Below are 26066 nucleotides of genomic sequence, written 5' to 3' on the forward strand. Positions count from 1 at the left end.
CGCCTGGCCCCGGATCGCGATCTCTCTCTCGCGCGCGAGCCATAGGCAGATTGCATCGTCCGGCCGATGACAATCCTCCACGCAAATCGATTTTCGTCCCTCGTCGGCGAGATCTACGACGCGGCGGTCGATCCCGCGTTGCGCAGCGGGGTGCTGGAACAGGTTTCGCATTTCGTCGGTGGATGTGCCGCGACCATCCTGTCCAGGGACAGAGCCCGGCTCTCGATCGAGATCCACGAGCATTTTGGCACCGAATCCCGCTTCCGCCAGCTTTATCGCGACCGATACGTGGAGCTGGACCCTCTGCTCGATCGTCATCTCTCGCTCGCGGCGGAGCAGACGATCGGCGTAGCCGACATCATGCCTCAGGCGGATTTCCTGGCAACGAGCTTCTATCGCGAGTGGGTGGAACCACAAGGAGCGATTGACCTTGCAACCGTCGCGCTCGAGAAGTCGGAGACACGCACCACGATCCTGCAGGTGTTGCGCCACCGCTCGCGCGGACTCGTTGACGAGCCGATGCGCGAGCGCATGCGGCTGCTCGCTCCGCACCTCCAGCGTTCCAGAATCATGGGCCGGCAGATCAGGGCACGCTCGCATACCGTGGACGACCTTGCCGATGTCCTCGATGGGCTGAGCACGGCGATCTGCCTGCTCGACGCAGATGGCCGGGTCGTGCATGCCAACGCAGCATCCCGCGGGCTGTTCGCCGATGCCAGCCTGCTCGCAATGGTCGGTGAACGGATCGTGGCCCGCAACACCCAGACGGACAAAATATTCCGCGGCCTGTGCGAAATCGATGCGGGCAACGAAACTCGTTCCGCTGCCCCCCGTCAGATCGAGCTTGCGACATCAGTTGATGGGCAGCACTATCTGCTCCACGCTTTTCCCTTGAAGCGCGATCGCACTCCATCGCGAGATGCTGCAGCCACGGTGCTGTTCGTTCAGAAGGCATCGGCGGCGACATGGCTCGCAGCCGATGCGATCGCTGCGGCCTTCAGGCTGACACCGTCCGAATTGCGCGTATTGATGGCAATTATCGAGATTGGCGGCGTTCCCGACATTGCGGCAAAGCTCGGCATCGCCGAAACGACCGTGAAGACGCATCTCGGCCGCCTGTTCGAGAAGACTGGCGCCGGCAGGCAGGCCGACTTGGTCAAGATTGCCACCGGCTTTGCCGTTCCATTCGCGCGTCGCACGAACGACGGTGACGATGCCTTGTGATTTATTTCACATGGTTCGCCGGCTATGTGCCGCAATCTCAATCCATTGTGATGAGCCGAGCTCCGGTGTCCTCCGAATGCAGGACGCGAGTCATTTGAGACTTTCGTATATCGCGTTCTAGAAAAGTGAAGAGCAGCGAGCGCCGGCGAAGAGATGCCGCGACGGCGTCGAACGCGAGTGTGAGGAAACGACAGCGCGCGGCCGGACCTGCTCGTCGGTTGGAGGATTGCAGTGACCCAGTTTGATTTTTCCGTTATCAATGTTTCAACGAACGAAATTCCCGAAAACGAGCGTATCCCGCTGCTTCGCGATTTCTACTGTCGCGGGGTGTTAAAGGCGGAGGTCGAGGTGAGGGAAGGAAAGCCGTTCGCGGCGAGCTTCACGTCCCACGTCTTGCCGGAAGCCCAATTGCTGATCGGAGGATTGTGCGGAGCGCGGATCATTCGCACCAAGCACCTGATTGCCGATGGCGATGATAGTCTGGCCCTGATCGTGAATCGATCCGGCGTGCTTGGGATATCCGAGCGAGGGCACGATCTGAGCCTCCGTGCCGGAGAGGCTGTCCTGACGAGCGCGGAGGACGTCACGACGTTCGAGCGATTGTCGCTGGGTAGCTGTTTCTCGCTGCGTGTGCCGAGACGCGTGCTGGCGCCGATGATCGTGGATGTCGATGACGCCGTGATGCGGGTCATGCCGGAGAGTTCAACGGGACTTCGGCTGCTGGTCGATTACGCGGTGACGCTGGTGCGGGAGAAGGCATTCGCGATGCCCAATTTGCGCAAGCTCGGGGTCGGGCATCTGCACGATCTTCTGGCAATCGTCCTCGGTGCCACCAATGAGCCGCGGGAGATGGCCGGTCGGCGCGGCCTAAAGGCGGCACGGCTGCAGAAGGCCAAAGTCTCCATCGCCAACAATTGCTGGCGGCAGGACCTGTCGGTTGCCACGGTCGCCCAGGAGCTCGGCGTGACGCCGCGTTATCTCCAACGCCTGTTCGAGGCCGACGGCAAGACGTTCTCGTCGTTCCTGATCGAACAACGCGTCAAGCGTGCGCATCGCATGTTGCGCGAACCCGGATACGCCGAGCGGACGGTGAGCTCGATCGCCTACGATGTCGGCTTCGGCGATCTCTCCTATTTCAACCGCTGCTTCCGGCGGACTTATGGCGCCACGCCCAGTGACGTCAGGAGCGGCGAGATGTCGTGACCGCGCGCGGCTGAATTTCAGGTCAAATGCCGATGGAGATGGCACGGGCGTGCGCCGCCCGCAGTTGGAGTATTGCATGCGTCGTTTTTTCTTTGATCTTATCGTCGGCAATATCGTGAAGATCGATCCGGGCGGCATGGTGTTCGAATGCCCCGAAGCGACGCTCGTGGTGGCCAACGAGATGGCAAGCCACCTGTTCGTCTGGCGCGACGATTTGCGCGACCGCGATGCCTGCATCCGGGTCAGAGACGCCGTCGGGCGCGAGATCTATCGTGCCGCGGTGTGGTCGGAGAATGCGGACAAGGTCGGTTGGGATCAGGCGTGAGCGCCGCGGTGCTGTATCGCGACTCTGCATCAGTAGCGCCCGAAACGGATGTCCGTTCGTTGCCCGGCCGGCGCCTCCTCCGATCGGAGGATGCCGCATAGTGCGGTTGTGGTATGCTTGGTGATATTGATCACATAGGCCATTTATAGCCATGCACGGACCGCGGAAGCTGCCCGATCTCGTCGAAGCCATCTACGATGCCGGACTCGATCCTTCGCTGTGGAACAATGTCGTCACCGGCATTCGTGACTTCGTCGGCGGCCAGGCCTGCGGACTGTTTTCCAAGGATTCCATCAGCAAATTCGGCGTCACGCACTATTATTGCGGGGCTGACCCGCACTACATCCAGCTCTATTCCGCGACGCATTCGAAGTTCGACCCGCTGACAGTCCTGCCGCCGCACGGCCAGATCGTCAGCATTCCGGATCTCGTCAATTTCGATGAATACCGGGGTGGACGCTTTTACCAGGAATGGATGCGGCCGCAGGGTTGCAGCGATGCGGCCAACGTCGTGCTCGAGAATTCGAATGCGAGCTGCCCCGTGATGATGACGGTGCTGTCGGGCCGCCGGATGGTGGATCCGGTGATGAAGCACCGCCTCTCGCTGATCGTGCCGCACGCCAGCCGTGCGTTGCTGATCAACCGTGCCATGACCTCGCAACTGACGTTGGCGACGGCGTTGGCGGAGGTCCTGGACAATCTTGCCTGCGGCATCTTCCTGCTTGATGGCTTCTGCCGGCTGGTGCACGCGAATTCCGCGGGGCACGACTTGCTTGCGGCCGACGATCTGGTTCGGTCCGTTGCCGGGCAACTGGTGACCAGCAGTGCGGAGGCCAATCAGACGCTGCGGGAAGCGTTCGCGACCCGCAATGAAATTGCCCAGCTTGCCGCGAAGGGGCAGGCGTTTTCGCTGCTTTCGCCCTCGGGCGAGCGCTACGTCGCGCACATCCTGCCGCTCTCCTCGGTCCTGCGGCACGGCAGCGAGCGGGTGGTCGATGCCGTCGGTGCGCTGCTCCTGCGCAAGGTATCGCTCGGCGGACAGTCCTACGGCGAATTGATCGCGCGGACTTTCGACCTTACACCGGCCGAGTTGCGCGTGTTCTTGTCGATCGTCGAGGTTGGCGGCGTCCCGGAGACGGCGGTCGCGCTCGGTATCGCAGAAACGACGGCGAAGACGCATCTGCATCGCGTGTTCGCCAAGACGGGCGTTTCGCGTCAGGCCGATCTCGTCAAGCTCGCGGCAGGATTCTCCAATCCGCTGGTCAACTAGGCGGCTCATTGCGCCCTCAGGATTGAACCTTTCCGTCCCTCGCCAGACTCAAGAAGCCGCCGGGCATGAAGAACATGTCGCCATCTCCATGTGTCACTACTGGCTCTTCCGATGCCCCGACTTCCAAAACCGTCCGAGTTGATTGAGACTATCTATGACGCAGGTCTCCACCCGGAGTTGTGGAGCGAGGTCGTTGTCAAGCTCAATGCCTTCATCGGCAGCCAGGCCTGTGGTCTGATTTCGAAGGACCCGGTCAGCAAATCAGGCGCGACGCATTATTATTGCGGGGTCGATCCGCACTACATTCAGCTCTATGCGGAGACCTACTCCCGGTACGACCCGCTTGCTCGGCTTCCGCGCTATGGCGAGGTGCGCAACATCCCCGATCTCGTGGATTTCGACGAATATCGCCGCGGCCGCTTCTACCAGGAATGGCTGCGCCCCCAGGGCTGCGTCGACGTCGCCAACGTGGTGCTGGAGCAGTCGAAGTCGCCGTCTCCGATGCTGATGACCGTGATCCCGGGCAGGGAGATGCTCGATGCCGAGCAACGGGCGCGGATGCAGTTCCTGGCTCCGCATGCGAGCCGGGCGTTGCTGATCAACCGGGCAATCGAGCGGAAGCAGCAGCGCGCGATCGCGCTCGCCGACGTCGTGGACCAACTGAATGCCGGTGTCATCCTGCTCGATTCGACCTGTCATATCGTCCACAGCAATCCGGCCGCGGCGACGATCCTGGCCGTCGACGATGTCCTGCGGTCTGTCTCGGGCCGGCTGGTGGCAAGATCCTCCGCTGCTAATTCGGCCCTGCGCGATATTTTCCGTGACACAAGCGAGGTCGCGTTGGCGGCATCTTCGGGACGGAAAATTCCGCTGATGTCGCATGACGGTTCTTACTACGTCGCGCAAATCATCGCGCTGCCATCACTGCTGCGCGAGGGTAGGGCCGAGCGCAGTTCGGCCGTCGGAGCCTTGTTCATCTGGAAAGCGGAGCTCGACGGCCGCTCGTGTGCCGGTCTCATTGACCGCACCTTCGAACTCACGCCTGCGGAACTGAGGGTCTTGCAGTCGATCGTCGATGTCGGCGGCGTGCCGGAGACGGCGGTTGCGCTCGGTATCGCGGAGACGACGGTGAAGACGCATCTGCATCGCGTGTTCGCCAAGACCGGCGTTTCTCGTCAGGCCGATCTCGTCAAGCTCGCAGCTGGATTCTCCAATCCGCTCGTGCACTGAGACGCCTTCAAAAACACACGCGAGTCGCTGCAGCTCGCAATAGGTTCAATCAGAAGCATCATTAGAAAGTTATCGCACGTCGTTCGATCGAATGACGCGATTTTCCACGCGCTATTCTACTGAACATCACACGGTCTGTTGTTCGACGCGTCAGGCATTTGTGTGAAGCAACTCACTGTAGGCGGAAGTGGATCCCGTCAATCTCTCGAACAGGTTGAGAGGAGATTGTCATGCGAACGACGTCACCGGTTCTGACAGGCAGGTTCCGCGATATCGTCGCCCGCATAGGCGCGATACTCCGCGCGCAGCGGGAAATCGACGCGCAGCGCGTGTTGCAACGCTATCGCCACCTGCTGGACCAGCCGCACGAAGCGCCGTGTTTGAATGAAATTATTCCCGTCTCCCGCGAAGAGGATACTTTTGAAAATGCCAACGGAGTTGATCCGCGCGAGCGCACGACCGGCCATCCCAAATTCGAGCGTGCGTAACGTCAGCATCGTCGCCATTGCGCTGACCGCGGCGCTCGTTGCTCTCCAACTGGTCGGCCTCGCGATGCTGGAGCGATCGCACGCTTACGCGCATCCGTCGGTTCCACTCGTGCCGGTCGTTTGCACCGAGAGCGCCGATATCCCTGTCTCGCAAATTCCCTACGACTGACCGGAGGGCGGATTGTGCCTGATGTCACGACTCTGATGCTGCTCAGCGTTGCCGTGTTCGCCGGTGCCTTCGTCTCCGGGCTCTCAGGTTTTGCCTTTTCCGCAGTGGCGGGCGCCATCCTGCTCCGGGTGTTTCAGCCGCTCGAAGCCGTGCCGCTGATGATGGCGTGCAGCATCGGCGTGCAGGCCACCAATCTGTGGGCGCTTCGGCGCAATATCCGCTGGGAAGGCAGTCTGCTGCTGATCGTCGGTGGCTTGATCGGCGTTCCCATCGCGGTATCGCTGCTCCAGAGCACTGATACGCATCTGCTCCGGCGCGGCTTCGGCATTATCGTTGCACTCTATGCGGCCTACATGCTGCTGCGGCCGACGCTGGTGACGGCCGGCGAGGCGGTCGGGCGGCACTGGGTCGCGTTGATCGGGTTCGGGGGAGGGCTGGTCGGCGGGCTGACCGCGATGCCCGGCGCGATCCCGACGATTTGGTGCGACATGCGCGGCATGCCCAAGAGCGAGCAGCGCGGCCTGGTGCAGCCGTTCATCGCCGCGATGCAGGTGTTCGCGATCGCGCTGCTGGTCGGACATCAGGATCTGTCGTCGAAAGTCTTCGTCGATCTCGCGGTCAGCCTGCCGGCGCTGTTCGCAGGAGCCGCGCTCGGCGTGATCGCCTTCCACAGGGTCAACGAGACGGTCTTCCGCAAGACCGTGCTCGTTCTGTTGTTGCTGTCGGGGATTTCCCTGATCTAGTGCCCGGCGCCCTGAACCGGTGCCGCGCTGATGTCGCTGCCGTGATGGACCAGCGGCTTCATGCCGGTAACGGTCCGCAGCAGCACATAGAACACCGGCGTCAGGAACAGGCCGAACACGGTGACGCCGATCATGCCGGAGAACACGGCAACGCCCATGGCGCGCCGCATCTCCGAGCCTGCACCGGTCGAGAGCACCAGCGGCAGCACGCCCATGATGAACGCCATCGACGTCATCAGGATTGGACGAAGCCGTAAGCGGCTCGCCTCGATCGCAGCCCGGATCGGCGTGCGTCCCGCAAATTCGAGCTCGCGCGCGAATTCGACGATCAGGATCGCGTTCTTGGCCGAGAGGCCCACCAGCACGATCAAGCCGATCTGGGTGAAGACGTTGTTGTCGCCCTTGGAGATCCAGACGCCGAACATCGCAGCCAGCAGGCCCATCGGCACGATCATGATGATCGAGAGCGGCAGGGTCAGGCTCTCATAGAGCGCGGCCAGCACCAGGAACACCAGGAGGATCGCCAGCGGGAACACCCACAGTCCGGAATTGCCGGCGATGAACTCCTGATAGGTCAAGTCGGTCCATTCGAAGGCAAAGCCGGGCGGCAGCGTCTCCGCCGCGATCCGCGTCGCGACCTCCTGCGCCTGACCGGAGGAGAAGCCGGGCGCAGCCGCCGCGTTGATGTCGGAGGACAGGAAGCCGTTGTAGCGGATCGCGCGCTCGGGACCTGCGCTCTGGCGAACGCTCAACAGCGCCGAGAGCGGCACCATGTCGCCCGAGGACGAGCGCACCTTCAACTGCCGGATGTCGTCGGCGCGGGCGCGGAACGGCGCGTCGGCCTGCACCCGGACCGAATAGGTGCGGCCAAACTTGTTGAAGTCGTTGACGTAGTAGGAGCCCAGGTAGATCTGCAGCGTGTTGAACACCTCCGTCACGGGCACGCCCAATTGGAGCGCCTTGGTGCGGTCGATGTCGGCGAACAGCTGGGGCACGTTGACCTGGAAGCTCGAGAACACGCCGGCGATCTCCGGCGCCTTCTGCATCGCCGCCATGAACGCCTTGGTCGCCTCGTTCAGCGCCTCATAGCCGAGACCGGCACGGTCCTCGATCTGCAGCTTGAAGCCGCCGATGGTGCCGAGGCCGTTGACCGGCGGCGGCGGGAACATGGCGATGAAGGCTTCCTGGATGCCGGCATATTTCTTGTTCAGCTCGGCCGCGAGCGCGGGGCCGCTGAGCGAAGGATCCTTGCGCTCGTCGAACGGCTTGAGCGTGGAGAACACGATGCCAGCATTGGAGGAGTTGGTGAAGCCGGCGATCGACAGGCCCGGAAAGGCGACCGAACTCTCGACACCGGGCTGGGTCAGCGCGATGTCGCTCATCTTGCGGATCACCTCTTCAGTGCGATCGAGCGCTGCACCGTCAGGCAGCCGCGAGAAGCCGACCAGATATTGCTTGTCCTGGCCCGGCACGAAGCCACTCGGCACCTGCTGGAACAGGAGCGCGGTCACGCCGACCAACACCACATAGAGCCCCATCACCGCAGCCTTGCCCGAGATCACCTTGGTGACGGTGCCGCTGTAATTCTCTGACGAGCGTGTGAACACCTTGTTGAATCCGCGGAAGAACCAGCCGAGGCCCTTTTCCATGATGATCGTCAGCCGGTCCTTAGGCTCATTGTGTCCCTTGAGCAGCAGCGCCGACAGCGCCGGCGACAGCGTCAGCGAATTGATGGCGGAGATCACGGTTGAGATCGCGATCGTCAGCGCGAACTGCTTGTAGAACTGCCCGGTGAGGCCGGAGATGAAGGCGAGGGGCACGAAGACCGCGATCAGCACCATCGCGATCGCGATGATCGGGCCGGAAACTTCACGCATCGCCTGATAGGTCGCATCGCGCGGCGACAGCCCGCCCTCGATATTGCGCTCGACGTTCTCGACCACGACGATGGCGTCGTCGACCACGATACCGATCGCGAGCACGAGCCCGAACAGGCTGAGCGCGTTGATCGAGAAGCCGAACACGTGCATCACCGCGAAAGTGCCGACGATCGATACCGGCACCGCGAGCAGGGGAATGATCGAAGCGCGCCAGGTCTGCAGGAACAGGATCACCACCAGCACCACCAGCGCGATCGCCTCCAGCAGCGTGTGGATGACGGCCTCGATCGAGGAGCGCACGAACTGGGTGGGATCGTAGACGATCTGGTAGGACACGCCTTCCGGCATGTTCTTCTTGATCTCGGCCATGGTGGCACGGACGTGATCGGATATCTCCAGCGCGTTGGAACCGGGCGCCTGGAAGATCGGGATCGCCACCGCCTGCTTGTTGTCGAGCAGCGAGCGCAGGCCGTATTCGGACGCGCCGAGCTCGATGCGGGCGACGTCGCGCAAGCGCACGACTTCGCCACGCGTACCGGTCTTGACCACGATGTCGCCGAATTGCTCTTCGTTCGCGAGCCGCCCTTCCGCATTGACGGACAGCTGCAGGTCGATGCCCTTGACGTTCGGGGAGGAGCCGACCACGCCGGCGGCCGCCTCGACGTTCTGCGCCTGGATTGCCTTGACGATGTCGCTCGCAGTCAGTCCGTGTTCGGCGGCCTTCTGCGGGTCGACCCAGACCCGCATCGAATAGTCGCCGGCGCCATAGAGCTGGACATCGCCGACGCCGTCGATCCGTGCAAGGCGGTCCTTGACGTTGAGCACGGCGTAATTGCGCAAATAGGTCATGTCGTAGCGCCCGTTGGGCGACAACAGATGCACGACCATAGTGAGGTCGGGCGACGACTTCTTGGTGATGATGCCGAGCTGGCGCACCACAGCGGGCAGGCGCGGCTCGGCCTGCTGCACGCGGTTCTGCACCAGCTGCGTCGCCTTATCGGGGTCGGTGCCGAGCCGGAACGTCACCGTCAGCGTCATCGCGCCGTCGGTGGTGGCCTGGCTCGACATGTAGAGCATGCCTTCGACGCCGTTGATCTGCTCCTCGATGGGAGTCGCCACCGTCTCGGCGATCACCTTGGGATTGGCGCCGGGATAGGTCGCGCGCACGAGGACGGAGGGCGGCACGACGTCGGGATATTCCGAGATCGGCATCGCGAACAGCGAGATCAGGCCGGCGAGGAAGATCAGGACCGACAAGACGCCGGCAAAAATCGGACGATCAATGAAGAACTTCGAGAGATTCATGGCTTTGCCCCTGCGCGAGAGACAGCTCTCCCGTCATTCCCGGGCGCGGGCAAAGCCCGCAAACCTGGAAATCCAGAAGTGATGTCTTGGTAGTTCAACCAATTCGACAATCCGGCTCGCGCTGCCCGCGCGTTCCGGCATGGCGGAGACGCTAACGCTGCACGACGTCCTGATTACTGTGGTTGGAGGCCTGCTGCGGCCCGCGCGCGCCCATTGCCGCGATCTCCGTCTTAAGCAGGGCGCCCGGGCGCACGCGCTGGAGGCCGTTAACGACGATGCGGTCGCCGGACTTCAGGCCCGCGGTGACGATGCGCAAGCCATCGACCGCGCCCCCGAGCGTGATCGGCCGATAGACCGCGCGGCTGTCGTCGCCGACCGCCATCACGAACTTCTTGTCCTGGTCGGTGCCGATCGCGCGCTCGTCGATCATGACCAGCGCCTGCTGCTTTGGCTGGCCCATGCGCACGCGGGCGAACTGACCGGGGATGAGACGCCCGTCCTCGTTTCTGAACACCGCGCGGACACGGATGGTGCCGCTCTGGCCGTTGACCTGGTTGTCGATGAGCTGGATGTGGCCCTTCGCCGAGAGGCCGCCCGAGGTCGCCATCTCCACCGGGATCTGGTCGAGATTGCCGCGCTTGCCGGTGCTATCTGCGATCGAGTTCAGCGCCCGCAGCACCACCTCCTCATCCGCATCGAACGACGCGTAGATCGGATTGACCGAGACCAGCGAGGTCAGCACGGGGGAGGCGGTGCCGGCGGCGACGAGATTGCCGACGGTGATCTCGATCTTGCCGACGCGGCCGTCCACGGGCGCGCGCACCTCGGTGTAGTCGAGATTGAGCTTTGCGGTCTGGAGCGTCGCCTCGGCCGCCTTCACGTTGGCGATGGCCTCGCGGTAGGCATTGTCGCGCTGGTCGTAGTCGCGCCGCGTCACCACGGCGTTGCCGACCAGCTGCGCGCCGCGCTCGAGCTCGCTCTGCGTGAACACCACGCGCGCTTTCGCCGCTTCGACCTGGGCGGCGGCCTTGTCGACCTCGGCCGCGTAAGGCGCCGGATCGATCTTGAACAGAACGTCACCGGCCTTCACCAGCGCGCCTTCGGTGAAGTTGGCCGACAGGATCGCGCCAGCCACGCGCGGGCGAAGCTCGACGCGTTGGATCGCCTCGAGCCGGCCGGAGAAATCGTCCCAGAGCACCGTCTGCTTTGGTTCGATCAGCGCGACAGTGACGGGGACGGCTTGCTCGGCCGCGGCGGTCGCGGTCGCCTGCGCGGCACGAAAGTAATGGCCGGTCGCGATCGAGCCGGCTACGACGAGAGCGCCCACGATGGCGACACCGCCGAGAAGGCGGCGGACACGGCCAGGGCGAGAGGTATTTTGGGAGGGGGGCATTTGCGCGCTCCAGATATGTAGTGTTCACTACAGATGTGGAGCTGGATACCGCAGCGCAAGATACTTATGTACCGTCCGCTAAGAAAATTGTAGCCGCTTACCGCAAGAGTTGGCAAGTGGAAGAGAAAATAAAGCGAGAACAAATAGATAGGATCAGGCGTTAGGTCAGGGACGACGCCGATTTCGAGGAGAACAGGCACATGGGCATGGGACGCCCCCGCGAATTCGACGCCGAGACGGCGTTGGATCAGGCGATGGAAGTGTTTTGGCGCCATGGCTATGAGGGTGCCACGATCGCTCAGTTGACCGAGGCTATGGGCATCAATCCGCCCAGCCTCTATGCCTGTTTCGGCAACAAGGAAGGGCTGCTGAAGGCCGCGCTCGACCGCTATACAAAACTGCGCAACGTCTGGATGGACGAGGTGGTGGCCGCGCCCACAGCCCGCGACGTCGCCGAACGGATGCTGATGGGCATCGCCGACAAGCAGACCGATCCGGCCAACCCGCCCGGCTGCCTGCTCGTGCAGGGCGGCATTGCGTGCGGCACCGGATCAGAGAGCGTCCCCTTCGAGCTCGCCGCCCGCCGCGCGGAGAACGAGGACCAGCTTCGCGACCGTTTCATCCGCGCCAAGGCCGAAGGCGATCTCAAGCCGACCTCGGATCCCGCGGCACTCGCGCGCTACGTCTCGGCCGTCTCGGTCGGCATGGGCGTGATGGCGTCCTCAGGCTCTGATCGCGAGGCATTGCAGCAGGTCGCGAGCGTGGCCGTGCAGGCGGTCGAGGCCCAGTCGGCCGACAGAACTTAATCGCCCTCGATCAGCTCGCGATTACTTTGCAGCCAACAACGGTGGCGGGACGAAGCCGCCGAACGCGCGTTCGATCAATCCGGCGAGCGCAATCGTAGTGCGATCCTCGAGATAAGGCCCGATGATCTGGACGCCGATTGGCAGGCCCGATGGCGTGCGCTCGATCGGAACGGCCGTCGCAGGCAGTCCGCAGGTCGAAGCGGGGTCTGCCCAGATGAAGCACGCATCGGCATAGGGATACAGCTGTCTATCGATATCGAGTTGCCGCGCGTCGAACGGCTCGGACTGGTCCTGTGGAAAGGCCGGCACGGCGGCGGCCGGGTAGATCACTGCGTCGAAATCGCGGAACAGCTCCTGCCACCGTTGTTGCAGCCGCAAGCGCGCCGCATCGGTCGCGAGCCATTCGCGATGGATCATGCCCCAGCCGCGCGCGCGCTCGGCCTGCAGGCTGCGGTCGTCGGGCGAGAGTGCCGCGGCAACGCCTTGCGCCTCTGCGAGGGCGGCCGGTGTCAGGCGCGGACTTCGCGCCGCGTTCAACAGCTTCATGTAGAGCCGCGCGGATTCGGCGAGATCGGGCAGTGACGCACTCGAGCGCGCGACCCGTCCGCCTGATCGTTCGAGCCGTTCCGACAGCCGCCCGATGGCGGAACGCACGGCATCGCCCGTCGGCATCAACGGATGCGTATCGATCACGAGGATCCTGAAATCCCTGAGCTGGTCGTGTCGCGGGGCCGGCAGCGCAAGACGATAGCCGATCCCGTCGCGCGTCTCATCCGGCCCCGCGATCACGTCGAGCGCGAGTGCGAGATCCGAGGCGGTGCGCGTCATCGGCCCGACGACAGCCAGATCGCCCTGGCCAGGCACGGGCGGCGCCGGCGGCAGGTTGTATCCGCGCAGCGGGACCAGGCCGTGGCTCGGCTTGTGTCCGAACACACCGCAGAAATGTGCCGGCACCCGGATCGAGCCGCCGATATCCGAGCCGATCGAGAGCGGACCGAACCCTGCGGCCAGCGCCGCGCCCGATCCGCCTGAGGAGCCGCCGGGCGATCGGCCGAGATCCCACGGATTGTTCGTCGTCCCGTAGATCTCATTGTAGCTCTGAAAATCCCGCAGACCGATCGGGATATTGGTCTTGCCGATGATGACAGCGCCCGCCGCCTTCAACCGCGAGACGACAAGGGCGTCTTCCGCCGGTTGGAAATCCCTGAACTGCGGAAAGCCCCATGTCGTCGGCAGGCCGGCGACGTTGAATGGTTCTTTCAACGTCACGGGGATGCCGAGCAATGGCTGCCGCTCGCCGCGGCCAAGCGCGGCATCGGCGGCGCGCGCGGCGTCTCGTGCGTGATCGAAATCGCGAACGATGACGGCATTGATCCGCCCGTCCAGCGCCTCGATGCGCGCGATCGTATGCTCGATCAACTCCGACGCAGAAATGTTGCGCGCGTGTAGGGCGCTCAGCAATGTGCTGATCGAACCATAGTCCCAGTCAGTGGCGGTCGATCCGGGCGGCATCACGATCTCCATTGTCTTGCATCGCCGCGTCGATGTCGCTCGGCTGCAAATCGATCCGAGTATCGAGCATGCAATTTGGCAGATGGGATGAGGAGGCCGCGCAACGGGAACCAGATCTGTCCGCCGGTCGGGGGCCGAAGGCGGCGCCCGGCCATCAGATCGCGGGATACGCACTCTTGCGGCGCTCTATGGGCTCTGTACGCGCTGCTACTCACGTGGCATTGGGGGCGGTGAAGCCTGGATACTGACGAGCATGTTCGCCCTGACATTCCTTGGGACCTCCGCCAGCGTTCCGTCGGCGGAGCGCAACCATCCGGCTCTCCTGGTGGAGGCGGCGGGCAAGCGCGTCCTCATCGATTGCGGCGAGGGTACGCAGCGCCAGTTGCTGCGCAGCGGCGCGGGCTTTCGACGGCTTGGCCGCATCCTGCTGACGCATGCCCATCTCGATCACGTGCTCGGCATCCCCGGTCTCTTCTCGACGCTGGGGTTGCGCCAGCAATCGGACGTGATGACCGTCCATGGAGGCCAGGGCACGCTCGACATCGTCACCCGCATGCTTGCCGGCCTGTGGGGCGCGGGCAGGGCGCCGATCCCTGTGGAGTTCGCACCGCTAGCCGAAGGACAGGTTATCGACGCCGGCGACTTCACCATCGACTGCTTTCCGGTTCGCCACCGCGACACCGACAGCTTTGGTTTTTGCTTCCAGAGTCCCGCACGTCGCCATCTTGAGCGGGAGCGCCTCGCCGAACTCGGTGTTCCCGATGGGCCGCTACGTGGAGAACTGGCCGCGGGACGACCAGTCGTGATCGCCGGCCGTACGATCGATTCGGAAGACGTTCTGAGGCCACCGAGCGGCGGCAGGAAGCTCGTGGTCATCGGCGACACCGAAACTACCGACGGGCTGTCCGAACATGTCGCCAACGCCGATCTGCTGGTGATCGAGGCGACCTTCCTCGATCGAGACGCCGCGACCGCACGGGATTATGGCCACCTCACCGCACGCGAGGCGGCTTCATTTGCCGCTGCGAACAATGTCGGGCAACTCGTGCTGAATCACATGTCGGGGCGTTATCGGGACGAAGAGATTTTGGCCGAAGCGACCATGATTTTTCCGAACACGCGGATCGCCGCCGACTTCGATCGCATCGTGATTTAGCGGCCGCTCAAATAGAGCGCAACCTCTGACGATCTGATTGTGAGCTGCCTATCTGGAGTGGCTGGGGAACTAGGATTCGAACCTAGACAAACAGAGTCAGAGTCTGTTGTGCTACCGTTACACCATTCCCCAACGGAATAGCCGAACAAATTCAATGACTTGTTGATTTGTCCGGCTGTGGCCGATGGCACTTATCGCGCAAATCACGGCTCAGGCGTGGGAGGGTTTCTACCCGCTCGGCTGTGGGCTGGCAAGCGCTGCGAGGCAGGGTGTTTTGCGGTCCACTTGGGGCGTGCGGGCCGTGGGATCGCGGACTCCGGCGGCGCGCCCCGGCGGCGCGCGACCGTTTGCCTCATCCGAAAATCACGCTTCCTGGTCGGATCGTCAGGCGCCGCATCGTCCTTCGGACACACACACCAAGGAGATCCGTGATGCCCTATGTCGATGGTTTCGTGCTGGCCGTGCCGAAGGACAAGATCGAGGCTTACAAGGCGCTGGCGAAAACGGCCTGCGCGATCTGGATGGAGCACGGTGCGCTCGATTACGTCGAATGCATCGGCGACGACGTGCCCTATGGCGAGCTCACCTCGTTTCCGCGTGCCGTGATGGCGAAGGAGAACGAGATCGTGGTGTTTTCCTGGATCGTCTATCGCGACCGGGAGACTCGCGACGCCGTCAACAAGAAGGTGATGGCGGACCCGCGGCTGAAGTTGGACGGCATGCCGTTCGACGGCAAACGCATGATCTATGGCGGCTTCACGACGCTGCTGAGGGCGAGCGACCCCGTGTGGTGAGGGCGCTGACCAGCCCACACGTCGCTGCTTGTCAATGCAGCCTCGTGGCAAGCCGTCACTTGCCGATATAGCCTTTACGTCAAGGCCGGCCATCTCGTGCACGACCTCAACATCGGCGGCAGTCATCAGATCGTCCGCTCGGAGCGCAAGATGCCGTCGGCCGCGACCGAGGCAGCCCGGTGTCGCATTGCGTGACGCCGTTCGAATTCGAAGGACGGCTCTCGCGCGTCACCGTCACCATGCACGACGACCAGAAGCTCGACGGCGACGCCGTCGGCAACGCGCAGATGGCGCGGCAGTGAACGCGCGAAAGAGCTACTTGATCTTGTCGTAGGCCGCCGCGAAATCGCCGAGCGGCATCGGGATCGCGATCGTTTCCTTGGCCATGTTCTGGAAGGAGACCTTGAGCTGTTTGCCAGACCGCAAGGTCGCAAGCAGGTCCGGTGCGATCGGCGTCGAGGCGTAGCAGCCGCGGTTCTCGCAGGTCTGGATCTGGAGATCGATCGTCTTGCCGTCGTCGACCTGGAGCTTGGCGCCGATGGGAAGGTTGAGGCCGAGCGGCAATTGCAGCAGCGCCACCGGTGTGCGGGTGTCGGGCGCGATGCGGATGTTGATCAGGACGATGGTCTGGCCGGTCTTGGTCAGGACCGCGTTCTGCTCCATCGCGCATTCGAGCGGTGCGTCGCGGCTGACGCTGGTGCAGCGCACGACCCAGCCGGGCTGCTGCGCCGGAGCGCCGTCAGCCTGCGGTTGCGCCGGAGCCGGTGCGGGCTGTGCCGCCGGGGCAGAGGGAGCCGCGTTCTTCTTGGCGCCTTGCTGGGCATGCGCGGCACCCGCCGACAACAGGACAGCGGCGATAAGGGCGACAAGTCTGGATTGCATGGGCATGGCAAAACCGCGTTGACGTGAAGCGAGGGCCTCGCTGTAACGTCGTGAGGCGCGCGGTGCAAGCTGCTACTCGGCAGCTTCCTTAACGGTGCCGTGCTCGACTGTCTCGTCGCCTTCGCCGTCACCCTTACGGCCCCAGCCCGAGAACCAGTTGTTGAGCTCGTCGAGATAGAGATAGACGACCGGGGTGGTGAACAACGTCAGCGCCTGGCTGACGATCAGACCGCCGACCATGGCGTAGCCGAGCGGCTGGCGAATCTCGGCGCCGGTACCGTGGCCGAGCATCAGCGGCACGCCGCCGAGCAGGGCAGCCATCGTCGTCATCATGATCGGACGGAAGCGCAACAGCGCCGCCTGCCGGATCGATTCCGCCGGTGTCTTGTGCTCGTCGCGCTCCGCAGCGATGGCGAAGTCCACCATCATGATGCCGTTCTTCTTCACGATGCCGATCAGCAGAATGACTCCGATCAAAGCAATGAGGCTGAACTCGAAGCCCGCCGCCATCAGGATCGCGAGCGCGCCGACACCGGCCGAGGGCAGGGTCGACAGAATCGTGATCGGATGGATGTAGCTCTCGTAGAGGATGCCGAGGATCAGATAGACCACGACCAGCGCGGCGAGGATGAGGAGCGGCACGGTGCCCAGCGACTGCTGGAACGCCTGTGCCGTGCCCTGGAAGCTCGAATTGAGCGTCGGCGGCGCGCCGAGATCGGCCATCGCCTTCTGCACGGCCTCCGTGGCCTGACCGAGCGCGACGCCCTGGGCGAGGTTGAAGCTGATCGTGATCGCCGGGAACTGGCCCTGGTGGCTGATCGAGAGCGGGCGGACCGGATCGGTGCTCCAGGTCGCAAATGTCGACAGCGGCACCTGGTCGCCGGTCAGCGGAGATTTCAGGTAGAGCTTGTTCAGGCTCTCGAGGCTGCCCTGCATCTCCGGCAGGATCTCGAGGATCACCTTGTAGGTGTTGAGCTGGGTAAAATACTGCGTGACCTGACGCTGTCCGAAGGCGTCGTACAGCGTGTCGTCGATCAGCTGCGGCTGGATTCCATAACGCGCTGCGGTATCACGATTGATCTTGAGCTGAACCGTGGTGCCCTGGGTTTGCTGGTCTGTCGCGACGTCGCGCAGTTGCGGCAAGGTCTGCATCTTGGCGAGGATCTTCGGCGCCCAGTCGTTGAGCTCAGTGAGATCGGCGTCCTGTAGAGTGAACTCGAACTGCGTACGCGTCGGGCGGCCGCCGAGCCGAACGTCCTGAGCCGCCTGCATGTAGAGGCGGGCGCCGGACACCTTCTCGAGCTTGGGACGCAGCCGGGCGATGATCTGCTGCGCGGAGGCTTCGCGTTCGTTGCGCGGCTTCAGCGTGATGAACATGTTGCCGTTGTTGCCGGCGCGGCCGCTGCCGCCGATGTTCATCGCGATGGATGCGATGTCGGGATCGTCCATCACGATCTTGCCGAGCTCGACCTGGCGGCGCTGCATCTCCGCGAACGAGATGTCCTGGGAGGCTTCCGAGGTCGCGGTGATCAGGCCGACGTCCTGTTGCGGGAAGAACCCTTTCGGGATCAGCACGAACAGATAGACCGACAGGGCGAGAGTCGCGAAGAAGATCGTGAGCGTGGTGCGGCGCCAGGCCAGGGCATGGTCGAGCACCCATTCGTAGCCGCGCAACATCGCATCGAAGCCGCGCTCGCTCCACTGGTAGAATTTGCCGTGGGTGACCTCGCCATGGGCGCGTAGGAAGCGTGAGGCCATCATCGGCGTCAGGGTCAGCGACACGAACATCGAGACGAAGATCGTCATCGCCAGCACGACGGCGAATTCGCGGAACAGGCGTCCGATGATCCCGCCCATCAGCAGCAGCGGAATCAGCACCGCAACCAGCGAGATGCTGATCGACACGATGGTGAAGCCGATTTCCTTCGAGCCCTTGAAGGCCGCCGCCATCGGCGATTCGCCTTCCTCGATGTAGCGCGTGATGTTCTCCAGCATCACGATGGCGTCGTCGACGACGAATCCGACCGCGATGGTGAGCGCCATCAGCGACAGATTGTCGAGCGAATAGCCGAACACCCACATCAGCGCGCAGGCGCCCAGCAGCGCTAGCGGCACCGTGATGGTGGGAATGACGGTCGCCCAGAAGCTGCGCAGGAAGATGAAGATGACCATGACCACCAGCGCAATGGTCAGCAGCAGCGTGAACTGGACGTCTTCGACCGCGGCGCGGATTGTCGTGGTGCGGTCGCTGATGACCTCGATCTTGATCGCGGGAGGGATCGCTGCGACGAGGCGAGGCAATGTCGCCTTGATCCGGTCGACGGTCTCGATGACGTTGGCGCCGGGCTGCTTGAACACCACCAGGAACACGCCGCGTTTGCCGTTGGCCCAGGCCGCCTGCTTGGCGTCCTCGGGGCCGCTGACCGCCTGGCCGATGTCGCGGATCCGCAACGGACCGCCGTTGCGATAGGCGATGATGACGTCGTTCCAGTCCTTGGACTGGGTCAGCTGGTCGTTGGCGTAGATCGTGTAGGCGCGTTTGTCGCCGTCGATGTTGCCCTTCGGACTGTCGACCGTGGTGATCGCGATCTGGCTGCGCACGTCCTCCATCGACAGGCCCTTGGCGACGAGTTTCGCCGGGTCGATCTGGATGCGGATAGACGGCTTCTGCTGGCCGCCGATGAAGACCTGCGCCACGCCGGAAAGCTGGCTGATCTGCTGGGCGAGCTGGGCATCGACCGCGTCGCTGACGCTGGTCAGCGGCATTGTCTCGGAGGTTGCCGACAACAGCAGGATCGGCGCGTCGGCCGGGTTGACCTTGCGGTAGGTCGGCGGCGAGGGCAGGTTCTTCGGCAGCTGACCGCTCGCGGCGTTGATGGCGCCCTGCACGTCGTTGGCGGCGCCGTCGATGCTGCGGTTGAGGTCGAACTGGATGGTGATCGACGCGGTGCCCAGATAGCTCGTCGAGGTCATCTGGGCGATGCCGGGAATCTGGGCGAATTGCCGTTCGAGCGGCTGGGCCACCGACGAGGCCATGGTCTCCGGGCTGCCGCCCGGCAGATTGGCGGTGATCTGGATGGTCGGGAAGTCCACCTGCGGCAGGGGCGCGACGGGCAGCAGGGGATAGGCGACGAGACCGACGAAGAGAATGCCGGCCATCAGCAGCGAGGTGCCGATGGGATAACGGATGAAAGGTGCCGAAATCCCGCCCGCGTTCATTCCCGTCGAACCTTGTTCTGGGCCGGATCCGTACTCGCCACGGCCGTGGAGACGAGGCTTCCGGGCTGGACTTTGAATTGGCCGCCGGTGATCACCTGCTGTCCGGGCGTGAGCCCTTCGTCGACGACCGAACGTCCGTCGATGGCGTAGCTGACCTTGATCTTGTGCACCTCAGCCTTGTTGTCCTGATTGACAGTATAAGCGTAGAGGCCGTTGGTGGAGTGCTGGACCGCGTCATCCGGGACAACGGTCGCATCCTTCAGGGTGCGCACCAGCAGGCGCGTCGACACCGATTGACCGGGCCAAAGCGCGTGGTCCTTGTTCTCGAACACCGCCTTGAGCCGGATCGTGCCGCTGCTCGTGTCGACCTGGTTGTTGATGACCGCGAGCTTGCCCTCGGCCAGCGTCTTCTTGCCGTCGGTGGTGAAGGCGATCACCCTGAGCGCGCCAGTTTTCTGGCCCTCGCTGATATAGGGCAACTGATCTTCCGGCGCGGTGAAGATCACCGAGATCGGCTCGACCTGCGAGATCGTGACGATGCCGGTCTGCGTCGAGGAATTGACGATGTTGCCGACGTCGACCTGGCGCAGGCCCGCGACGCCGGTGATCGGCGCCTTGACCTGGGTGTAGTCGAGCTGCGTCTGCGCGTTGGAGATCGAAGCTTCGTCGGCGGCGATCTGCGCGGTGAGCTGGGCGACCGTGGAGCGCTGGGTGTCGACCCGCTGTGCGGTGGCGAATTCGCCGAGTTTCATGGCGCGCTGGAGCTCGAGATTGGCGTTGGCCAGATTTGCCTCGTCCTGGGCCTTCTTGGCCTTGGCCTGGTCGAGCGTGGCCTGATAGGGGCGGGGATCGATCGAGGCGAGGAGCTCGCCCTCCTTGACGATCTGGCCTTCGGTGAAGGCGATCTTGTCGATCTGGCCGTCCACCCTGGTCCGGACTTGGACGGTGTTGAAGCCCGCAACCGTGCCGAGACCGGTCAGGTAAACCGGAAAGTCCACCTTCTGGACCGGCGAAACGCTCACGGGGACGGCGGGCGGGCGCTGCGGCCCCTTCTGTGCGGTCTGGGTTTTTCCGGCGTCGGGCGAGCCGAATTTCTGCCAACCATAGTAACCCGCGGAGGCCACGGCCGCGACGATCAGAATCCAGAGGATCGGCCGGGACTTTTTCATTTCGTCTCGTGTCGGCTGGTATGCCCTTAGTTACGAATTTTGGGGCAATCATAGGGTTCCAGCGCGCTTGTATAATACACGCCAAGTTCCAGTGTAAACAGCACTATCGGCTGAGAATCCTAAACAATTGGAAAGCTTTGCACTGCTTAGGCAGCTCCGTGTCACTACGGTGTGCAGTGCTGCATTCCCCCGCGACGAACGATCCGCGAGTAAATCTTGTGCAATGCTCGGAAGCGGTGTGCGCGGGATAGGGATGCGCTGCGCGGGGCGGCTCGCAAGAACGGTTCTAAGTCGCGCGGAGGCCGTTTCGGTTGTCAGGCAAACCGGCATCAGTCATATCGGCGCGCCACAACGGGAGCGCAGGATGGACGAACTGAACGGCAAGCTGATCGCGTGTCAGATCCTGATCACGGGACTGATCGCACGCGTCGCCAACGAGCAGCGTGATCCCTTGCGCTTTCTCACCGACTTCCGCGACGAGATCAGAGCCGTCGTCGGCGGCGTCAACATTGCCGGCATGGACAACAGCGATCGCGTGCGCGCCGTGGCGCAGAAGACCGTCGACGAATTGTTCTCGCTGATGAAGCCGCCAAGTAGCGATTGACGATGCGCGCGCGATCGCCGATCTCGCGGCATTTTCGTGCGCTCTTTAGAACGAATCCAATCGTGCTTTAGAACGATTTCAAACTGCAGTTTAGAATCGCTTTGATCTGGACTTATTCAAGGGTTCTCGCGGCTTACTCGCATTGACCCGCTATTTTGCGGTCGATACCAACACTCCAATCGCTCGTCGAAGTGAATGGGCGAACAGGAATATGGGGCGTGTTGGTAATGGGGCAGGTGGTCGCACCGAAGTCGTTGCGTTCGGTCGCAGCATTCGATGAGAAGTTTACGAGCGTTTCCGGCAAGAAGGTCTCCGCAGTCGCCGGCCTGATCGCAGCAGCATCGGTGTCGAGCGGTGCGGAGGCGCAGCAGTCGAACCTGCCGCCGGTAACGGTCGATGCGCCGGTCGCGCGTCCGCGCCCGGCGGCTTCGAAGCCGACGGCGGACCAGGTCCGCGCGCGCAATGCGCTTCGCCGCGCCGCGCAGCGTCAGCAGGCGGCGCAGCAGACCGCTCCCACCACGCCGTCCGGCGAAGTCGACCGTAATCCGTATTCCGATCCGGCGGCGCCCTACAAGGTTGACCACGTCCAGGCCTCCGGCAAGTTTCCGGAGCCGATGCTGAACACGCCGAAGACCATCACCGTGCTCAGCAAGGAAGTGCTCGAGGACAAGAACGCCACGACGCTGAAGGAGATCGGGCGCTCGACCGCCGGCGTGACGCTGGGATCTGGGGAAGGCGGCAACGCGTTCGGGGATCGCTTCTTCATCCGCGGCTTCGATGCGCGCAACGACGTCTTCATCGACGGTATCCGCGATCCCGCGGTCTCGATCCGCGAGAACTTCTTCACCGAGCAGATTGAGATTCTGCGTGGGCCGGCCTCGTCCTACGCCGGCCGCGGCACCGCCGGCGGTGCCATCAACATCGTTACCAAGCAGGCTGGCGACGTCAATTTCAAGCGAATGGACACCGAGTTCGGCACCGACCGGACCAAGCGGGTCACGCTCGACGTCAACCAGGTCATCGATCCCACGTTCTCGGTGCGCGCCGGCGGCCTGTTCCAGGACGCCAACGTCGCCGGCCGCGATTACGTCACCGACAATCGCTGGGGTTCGTTCATCTCGACCAGGTATACCCCGACCAACGACATCAAGATCACGACGAACTACGTCCACACCGACCTCAGCGGCTATCCTGATTTCGGCGTGCCCTACTACAAGCAGGGCAACGTCCCAGTGACGTCGGCGGGCATTCCGCGTGGCAACTGGTACGGCTTCCTCAACCGCGACTTCCAGACCGCGCGGCAAGATTTCGGCACCGGCACGATCGAGTACAAGGTCAACGAGGCCATCACGCTGAGCAGCAAGGTGCGCGGCGAGCACTCGCTGCTGAATTATATCGGCACGCTGCCGCAGAACCCGGTTACGACGAGCCCCAATCCGCTGCTCTGGACGACGACGGCGAGCGCGCAGAGCCGCTACCAGAACGTGGACGTGTGGGCCAACCAGAACGAGGCCACCTTCAAGCTCGACACCGGCGGGGTCAAGCACACGGCGGTGTTCGGCGTCGAATATTCGAACGAGAATATCTCGATCGACCGTTACACCGGCCTCTCGTCGGAACTGTTCGGCGGCGGCTCGACCAGCAGCGGGGCGGTCACGGGGGTGAACCTTTACTCGCCGCAGTACACCTACATTCCCTTCAGCAACACGCCGTCGCTGGTTGGAAATCCGACGCGCTATGGCGTCAACACCAGCAGCGTCTACGTCATGGACACCGCGAACTGGCAGGACACGATCATCGTCAATGGTGGCGTGCGCTACGATGGCTACAGCCAGAGTTCGTCGACCAACGCGGACCATCTCAAGCAGAACGCCGATCTCGTCAATTACAACGTCGGCCTGGTCTACAAGCCGATGTCGATCGGCAGCCTCTATGCGGCCTATGCGACCTCCGCCAATCCGTTCGGATCGGAGCTTGATGCGACCGCCACCGATTACGGCGGCATTCCTGCCAACACGGCTATCTTGCTCGGGCCGGAGCGCAATAAGGCAGCCGAGCTCGGCACCAAATGGGAGCTAGCTGATCGCCATTTGCTGGTCAGCGCCGCGCTGTTCCAGACCACGAAGGACAATGCGCGCGAAACCGTCAGCGGCCTGCTGACTTCGGGCGCTGCCTACAGGATCCAGGGCATCGATATCGAGGCCGAAGGCAAGATCACCGATCGCTGGAGCATCTTCGGCGGCCTGGTGTTGATGCAATCGAAGGTCACGCAGAGCGGTGTCGCCTCAAATCTCGGCCTGCAGCTTGCCAACGTGGCTCATCAATCGTTCAGCATGCTGACCAAGTACAAGTTCGACGACGGCTGGGAGCTGGGCGGTCAGGCGGTGTACCGTTCGAAGGTGTATGGCGGCACGTTCGCCGCCAACACCGGCAACGAGCTGCCGAGCTACTGGCGCTTCGACGCGTTCGTCGAGAAGAAGATCGACAAGAACTGGACGATGAAGTTCTACGCCCAGAATCTCACCAACAAGCTCTACTACGACACGCTCTATCGCAGCGCGGTTCCCTTCGTCGCGGTCGCGCCGGGGCGGGCGTTCTACCTCATCACGACGGCGAAGTTCTGATCATGTTGACCTGCCTTCCTGGCGTCCTGAGCAAAGATGATGTGGCGGATTTCCGCCGCATCATGGACGCCAGCAATTGGGAAGACGGGCGCTCCACCGCCGGCTCGCAATCGGCCATGGTCAAGCGCAACGAGCAACTGCCGCCCGATAGCGAGATCGCGCGAAAACTCGGCAACCGCATCATCTCGGCGCTGACGTCGAATCCGCGCTTCGTCGCGGCGGCGATCCCGCTTCAGATCTTCCCGCCGCTGTTCAACCGCTATGCAGCCAGCAGCGGCCACCATTTCGGCCTGCATGTCGACAATGCCATCCGCGGCGACCGCCTGACCGGCCTTCGCATCCGCACAGACCTCTCGGTGACGCTGTTCCTGGCCGAGCCGGAGGAGTACGACGGTGGCGAACTTGTGATCGAGGACAGCTACGGTTCGCACGAAGTCAAGTTGCAAGCCGGGGACTGCGTGCTCTATCCCTCGACCAGCCTCCATCTCGTGACCCCGGTGACCAGGGGAACGCGGGTTGCATCTTTCTTCTGGCTTCAGAGCATGATACGGGACGATCAAGCCCGGAGCATGATCTTTGACCTCGACACCGCGATACAGGCGCTGGTGGAACGGCTCGGGCGTGACGATCCCGAAACGGTCAAATTGACGGGTATCTATCACAACCTCATTCGCTACTGGGCCGAAGTATGAAGATCATGTCCTTCCAAGCAAGCCTTGCCGCAGCTCTGGTGCTGGCGGCCGCCTGGCTTGCATCCCCTGTTTCTGCCCAGACGCAAGCCGCGCCCGCGGCACCGGTTCAATCGACGGCTCAGCCGTCAGCGGTCAGCCCGGCCCCGGTTGTTGCTCCGCCTGCGGCGCCCCAAGCTGCCGTGCCGGCGGCTGCAAAGTCCGATACGGCAGCCGGTATCGCGCCCGCCATGAAGGAATTGTCGCCCTGGGTGATGTTCATGTCGGCGGACATCATCGTGAAGGCGGTGATGATCGGGCTCGCTTTTGCATCGCTGATGACCTGGACGGTGCTGATCGCCAAGTCGATCGAATTGTCGATCGCCGCGACCAAGCTTCGTTCGGCGCTGAAGAGGATCGCAGAGGCGCGCTCGCTCGCGGAAGCGCAGATGGCGCTCGGCGCCAAGGCGGGCATCCTGCCGTCCTTCCTGGCGGCGGCGCTGCGCGAGGCGCGGATGTCGGCCGGCCTGTCCAGCGATACCGGCATCAAGGAGCGGGCCGCTTCGAGCTTCTCCGAGATCATGCGCGCGGAGGCGCGGCGCATCCGCGTCGGCATGGGCGTGCTCGCGACCATCGGCTCGACCTCGCCCTTCGTCGGTCTGTTCGGCACCGTGTGGGGCATCATGAACAGCTTCATCGGCATCTCGAAGTCGCAGACCACGAACCTCGCCGTCGTCGCGCCCGGTATCGCCGAGGCGCTGCTCGCCACAGCCATCGGTCTGGTCGCCGCCATTCCCGCCGTCATCATCTACAATTACTTCTCGCGCGTGACGAAGAGCTATCTCGAGCTCGTCAGCCGTGCCTCGGGCGCTGCGGGGCGGTTGCTCTCGCGCGATCTCGACCGCAGCCACGGCAGCGTGCATTCGCGCGCGGCGGAGTGAACCATGGGCGTTTCGCTCGCAGACAATGATGACGACGACGATTTCGGCGAAACGCATGAAATCAACGTCACGCCGTTCATCGACGTCATCCTGGTGCTGCTGATCATCTTCATGGTCGCAGCGCCGCTCTCGACCGTCGACCTGCCGATCGATCTGCCGACGTCGAGCGCGACGCCGCAGAAGAAGCCGGACAAGCCGACCTATCTCAGCATCAAGCCCGATTTGACGCTTGCCATCGGAGAGAACCCGGTCCACCGCGCCGAGTTGATCGGCACGCTCGATGGTCTGTCCGACATGAGCAAGGACAAGTACGTCTTCCTGCGCGCCGATCGCTCGGTGCCGTATGGCGAGTTAATGGGCGTCATGGAGCTGTTGCGCTCCGGCGGCTATTCGCGGGTGAAGCTGGTTGCGCTGGAAGGCGCTCCGGGAGCGCCTGCGGCAGGCGCCGCTCAGCCTTAGAG

22 protein-coding genes and 1 tRNA gene are annotated in these 26066 nt (G+C 63.4%); 16 read left to right on the plus strand and 7 right to left on the minus strand.

What is annotated here, in order from left to right:
* Positions 1-66: 66 nt before the first annotated feature.
* From AC0L30_RS11210 to AC0L30_RS11245, 8 genes are all read left to right on the plus strand, one after another.
* Entirely contained in the window at positions 67-1224 is a 1158-nt protein-coding gene (locus AC0L30_RS11210) for a helix-turn-helix transcriptional regulator (RefSeq protein WP_473404308.1), read from the plus strand.
* 231 nt (positions 1225-1455) lie between these two features.
* On the plus strand, positions 1456-2427 hold the full coding sequence (locus AC0L30_RS11215) for a helix-turn-helix transcriptional regulator (protein WP_219684629.1): 972 nt from the start codon (positions 1456-1458) through the stop codon (positions 2425-2427).
* Positions 2428-2503: 76 nt separating this feature from the next.
* Positions 2504-2752, plus strand: a complete 249-nt coding sequence (locus AC0L30_RS11220) for a DUF6894 family protein (protein WP_354127885.1) — start codon at positions 2504-2506, stop codon at positions 2750-2752.
* A gap of 151 nt (positions 2753-2903) precedes the next feature.
* Positions 2904-4022 (plus strand): helix-turn-helix transcriptional regulator, encoded by a 1119-nt coding sequence (locus AC0L30_RS11225; RefSeq protein ID WP_473404309.1) that lies wholly within the window; start codon positions 2904-2906, stop codon positions 4020-4022.
* A 111-nt stretch (positions 4023-4133) separates the two neighbouring features.
* Complete coding sequence (locus tag AC0L30_RS11230; RefSeq protein WP_007592380.1) at positions 4134-5252, plus strand: helix-turn-helix transcriptional regulator; 1119 nt, start codon at positions 4134-4136, stop codon at positions 5250-5252.
* A gap of 230 nt (positions 5253-5482) precedes the next feature.
* Complete coding sequence (locus AC0L30_RS11235; RefSeq protein ID WP_007592378.1) at positions 5483-5740, plus strand: hypothetical protein; 258 nt, start codon at positions 5483-5485, stop codon at positions 5738-5740.
* Positions 5733-5909, plus strand: coding sequence for a hypothetical protein (locus AC0L30_RS11240; protein ID WP_354127888.1), 177 nt, complete (start codon positions 5733-5735; stop codon positions 5907-5909). The genes AC0L30_RS11235 and AC0L30_RS11240 overlap by 8 nt, the downstream gene beginning before the upstream one ends.
* Before the next feature lie 14 nt (positions 5910-5923).
* Positions 5924-6652, plus strand: coding sequence for a sulfite exporter TauE/SafE family protein (locus AC0L30_RS11245; RefSeq protein WP_473404310.1), 729 nt, complete (start codon positions 5924-5926; stop codon positions 6650-6652).
* Here AC0L30_RS11245 and AC0L30_RS11250 read toward each other — a convergent pair.
* A complete protein-coding gene (locus tag AC0L30_RS11250; protein WP_007592372.1) occupies positions 6649-9837 on the minus strand; it encodes an efflux RND transporter permease subunit in 3189 nt (1062 codons plus the stop codon). The two genes, AC0L30_RS11245 and AC0L30_RS11250, sit on opposite strands and share 4 nt — an antisense overlap.
* A gap of 151 nt (positions 9838-9988) precedes the next feature.
* The gene (locus AC0L30_RS11255) at positions 9989-11230 is read right to left on the minus strand and encodes an efflux RND transporter periplasmic adaptor subunit (protein ID WP_473404311.1); all 1242 of its coding nucleotides are present in this window, start codon (positions 11228-11230) and stop codon (positions 9989-9991) included.
* A 200-nt stretch (positions 11231-11430) separates the two neighbouring features.
* On the opposite strand from AC0L30_RS11255, the gene AC0L30_RS11260 reads away from it, so the two are divergent.
* A complete protein-coding gene (locus tag AC0L30_RS11260; RefSeq protein ID WP_007592368.1) occupies positions 11431-12036 on the plus strand; it encodes a TetR/AcrR family transcriptional regulator in 606 nt (201 codons plus the stop codon).
* A 21-nt stretch (positions 12037-12057) separates the two neighbouring features.
* Here the strand turns inward: AC0L30_RS11260 and AC0L30_RS11265 are convergent, their stop codons facing one another.
* Complete coding sequence (locus tag AC0L30_RS11265) at positions 12058-13548, minus strand: amidase (protein ID WP_473404312.1); 1491 nt, start codon at positions 13546-13548, stop codon at positions 12058-12060.
* A 253-nt stretch (positions 13549-13801) separates the two neighbouring features.
* Here AC0L30_RS11265 and rnz point away from each other — a divergent pair, with 253 nt between their 5' ends.
* Positions 13802-14704 carry a ribonuclease Z gene (gene rnz, locus AC0L30_RS11270; RefSeq protein WP_007592364.1) on the plus strand — a complete coding sequence of 301 codons (903 nt, stop codon included), beginning with the start codon at positions 13802-13804 and terminating at the stop codon, positions 14702-14704.
* 58 nt (positions 14705-14762) lie between these two features.
* On the opposite strand, the gene AC0L30_RS11275 is transcribed toward rnz, so the two are convergent.
* A tRNA-Gln gene (locus tag AC0L30_RS11275) sits at positions 14763-14836 on the minus strand.
* 299 nt (positions 14837-15135) lie between these two features.
* Here AC0L30_RS11275 and AC0L30_RS11280 point away from each other — a divergent pair.
* A complete protein-coding gene (locus tag AC0L30_RS11280) occupies positions 15136-15498 on the plus strand; it encodes a DUF1428 domain-containing protein (RefSeq protein WP_007592362.1) in 363 nt (120 codons plus the stop codon).
* Between the two features lie 315 nt (positions 15499-15813).
* Here AC0L30_RS11280 and AC0L30_RS11285 read toward each other — a convergent pair whose 3' ends face one another.
* The 3 genes from AC0L30_RS11285 to AC0L30_RS11295 form a co-directional block, all read right to left on the minus strand.
* Complete coding sequence (locus tag AC0L30_RS11285; RefSeq protein WP_035992875.1) at positions 15814-16386, minus strand: invasion associated locus B family protein; 573 nt, start codon at positions 16384-16386, stop codon at positions 15814-15816.
* Between the two features lie 66 nt (positions 16387-16452).
* Positions 16453-19599, minus strand: a complete 3147-nt coding sequence (locus AC0L30_RS11290; RefSeq protein ID WP_007592357.1) for a multidrug efflux RND transporter permease subunit — start codon at positions 19597-19599, stop codon at positions 16453-16455.
* On the minus strand, positions 19596-20768 hold the full coding sequence (locus tag AC0L30_RS11295; RefSeq protein ID WP_007592356.1) for an efflux RND transporter periplasmic adaptor subunit: 1173 nt from the start codon (positions 20766-20768) through the stop codon (positions 19596-19598). The genes AC0L30_RS11290 and AC0L30_RS11295 overlap by 4 nt, the downstream gene beginning before the upstream one ends.
* A 364-nt stretch (positions 20769-21132) precedes the next feature.
* Between AC0L30_RS11295 and AC0L30_RS11300 the strand changes: the two genes are divergently transcribed.
* The 5 genes from AC0L30_RS11300 to exbD all read left to right on the plus strand — a co-directional run bounded on the left by AC0L30_RS11300 (position 21133) and on the right by exbD (position 26064).
* Positions 21133-21372: a hypothetical protein gene (locus AC0L30_RS11300; RefSeq protein ID WP_007592354.1), complete on the plus strand. Its 240-nt coding sequence runs from the start codon at positions 21133-21135 to the stop codon at positions 21370-21372.
* Positions 21373-21599: 227 nt separating this feature from the next.
* Positions 21600-23996: a TonB-dependent receptor gene (locus tag AC0L30_RS11305; protein WP_035992874.1), complete on the plus strand. Its 2397-nt coding sequence runs from the start codon at positions 21600-21602 to the stop codon at positions 23994-23996.
* A gap of 2 nt (positions 23997-23998) precedes the next feature.
* Positions 23999-24688, plus strand: a complete 690-nt coding sequence (locus AC0L30_RS11310; RefSeq protein ID WP_473404313.1) for a Fe2+-dependent dioxygenase — start codon at positions 23999-24001, stop codon at positions 24686-24688.
* Positions 24685-25605: a tonB-system energizer ExbB gene (exbB, locus tag AC0L30_RS11315; protein WP_473404314.1), complete on the plus strand. Its 921-nt coding sequence runs from the start codon at positions 24685-24687 to the stop codon at positions 25603-25605. Before AC0L30_RS11310 ends, exbB begins: the two co-directional genes overlap by 4 nt.
* Before the next feature lie 3 nt (positions 25606-25608).
* A complete protein-coding gene (gene exbD, locus AC0L30_RS11320) occupies positions 25609-26064 on the plus strand; it encodes a TonB system transport protein ExbD (RefSeq protein WP_018459254.1) in 456 nt (151 codons plus the stop codon).
* Positions 26065-26066 lie beyond the last annotated feature (2 nt).

The organism is Bradyrhizobium sp. MI1.11 (assembly GCF_055811255.1).

Excerpts from the sequence above, each read along its gene's own strand:
- AC0L30_RS11210 (WP_473404308.1), top strand. The coding sequence starts at position 67 with ATGACAATCCTCCACGCAAATCGATTTTCGTCCCTCGTCGGCGAGATC.
- AC0L30_RS11220 (WP_354127885.1), top strand. The coding sequence starts at position 2,504 with ATGCGTCGTTTTTTCTTTGATCTTATCGTCGGCAATATCGTGAAGATC.
- AC0L30_RS11225 (WP_473404309.1), top strand. The coding sequence starts at position 2,904 with ATGCACGGACCGCGGAAGCTGCCCGATCTCGTCGAAGCCATCTACGAT.
- AC0L30_RS11230 (WP_007592380.1), top strand. The coding sequence starts at position 4,134 with ATGCCCCGACTTCCAAAACCGTCCGAGTTGATTGAGACTATCTATGAC.
- AC0L30_RS11235 (WP_007592378.1), top strand. The coding sequence starts at position 5,483 with ATGCGAACGACGTCACCGGTTCTGACAGGCAGGTTCCGCGATATCGTC.
- AC0L30_RS11250 (WP_007592372.1), bottom strand. The coding sequence starts at position 9,837 with ATGAATCTCTCGAAGTTCTTCATTGATCGTCCGATTTTTGCCGGCGTC.
- AC0L30_RS11255 (WP_473404311.1), bottom strand. The coding sequence starts at position 11,230 with ATGCCCCCCTCCCAAAATACCTCTCGCCCTGGCCGTGTCCGCCGCCTT.
- AC0L30_RS11260 (WP_007592368.1), top strand. The coding sequence starts at position 11,431 with ATGGGCATGGGACGCCCCCGCGAATTCGACGCCGAGACGGCGTTGGAT.
- AC0L30_RS11265 (WP_473404312.1), bottom strand. The coding sequence starts at position 13,548 with ATGCCGCCCGGATCGACCGCCACTGACTGGGACTATGGTTCGATCAGC.
- rnz (WP_007592364.1), top strand. The coding sequence starts at position 13,802 with ATGTTCGCCCTGACATTCCTTGGGACCTCCGCCAGCGTTCCGTCGGCG.
- AC0L30_RS11280 (WP_007592362.1), top strand. The coding sequence starts at position 15,136 with ATGCCCTATGTCGATGGTTTCGTGCTGGCCGTGCCGAAGGACAAGATC.
- AC0L30_RS11285 (WP_035992875.1), bottom strand. The coding sequence starts at position 16,386 with ATGCCCATGCAATCCAGACTTGTCGCCCTTATCGCCGCTGTCCTGTTG.
- AC0L30_RS11290 (WP_007592357.1), bottom strand. The coding sequence starts at position 19,599 with ATGAACGCGGGCGGGATTTCGGCACCTTTCATCCGTTATCCCATCGGC.
- AC0L30_RS11295 (WP_007592356.1), bottom strand. The coding sequence starts at position 20,768 with ATGAAAAAGTCCCGGCCGATCCTCTGGATTCTGATCGTCGCGGCCGTG.
- AC0L30_RS11300 (WP_007592354.1), top strand. The coding sequence starts at position 21,133 with ATGGACGAACTGAACGGCAAGCTGATCGCGTGTCAGATCCTGATCACG.
- AC0L30_RS11305 (WP_035992874.1), top strand. The coding sequence starts at position 21,600 with ATGGGGCAGGTGGTCGCACCGAAGTCGTTGCGTTCGGTCGCAGCATTC.
- AC0L30_RS11310 (WP_473404313.1), top strand. The coding sequence starts at position 23,999 with ATGTTGACCTGCCTTCCTGGCGTCCTGAGCAAAGATGATGTGGCGGAT.
- exbB (WP_473404314.1), top strand. The coding sequence starts at position 24,685 with ATGAAGATCATGTCCTTCCAAGCAAGCCTTGCCGCAGCTCTGGTGCTG.
- exbD (WP_018459254.1), top strand. The coding sequence starts at position 25,609 with ATGGGCGTTTCGCTCGCAGACAATGATGACGACGACGATTTCGGCGAA.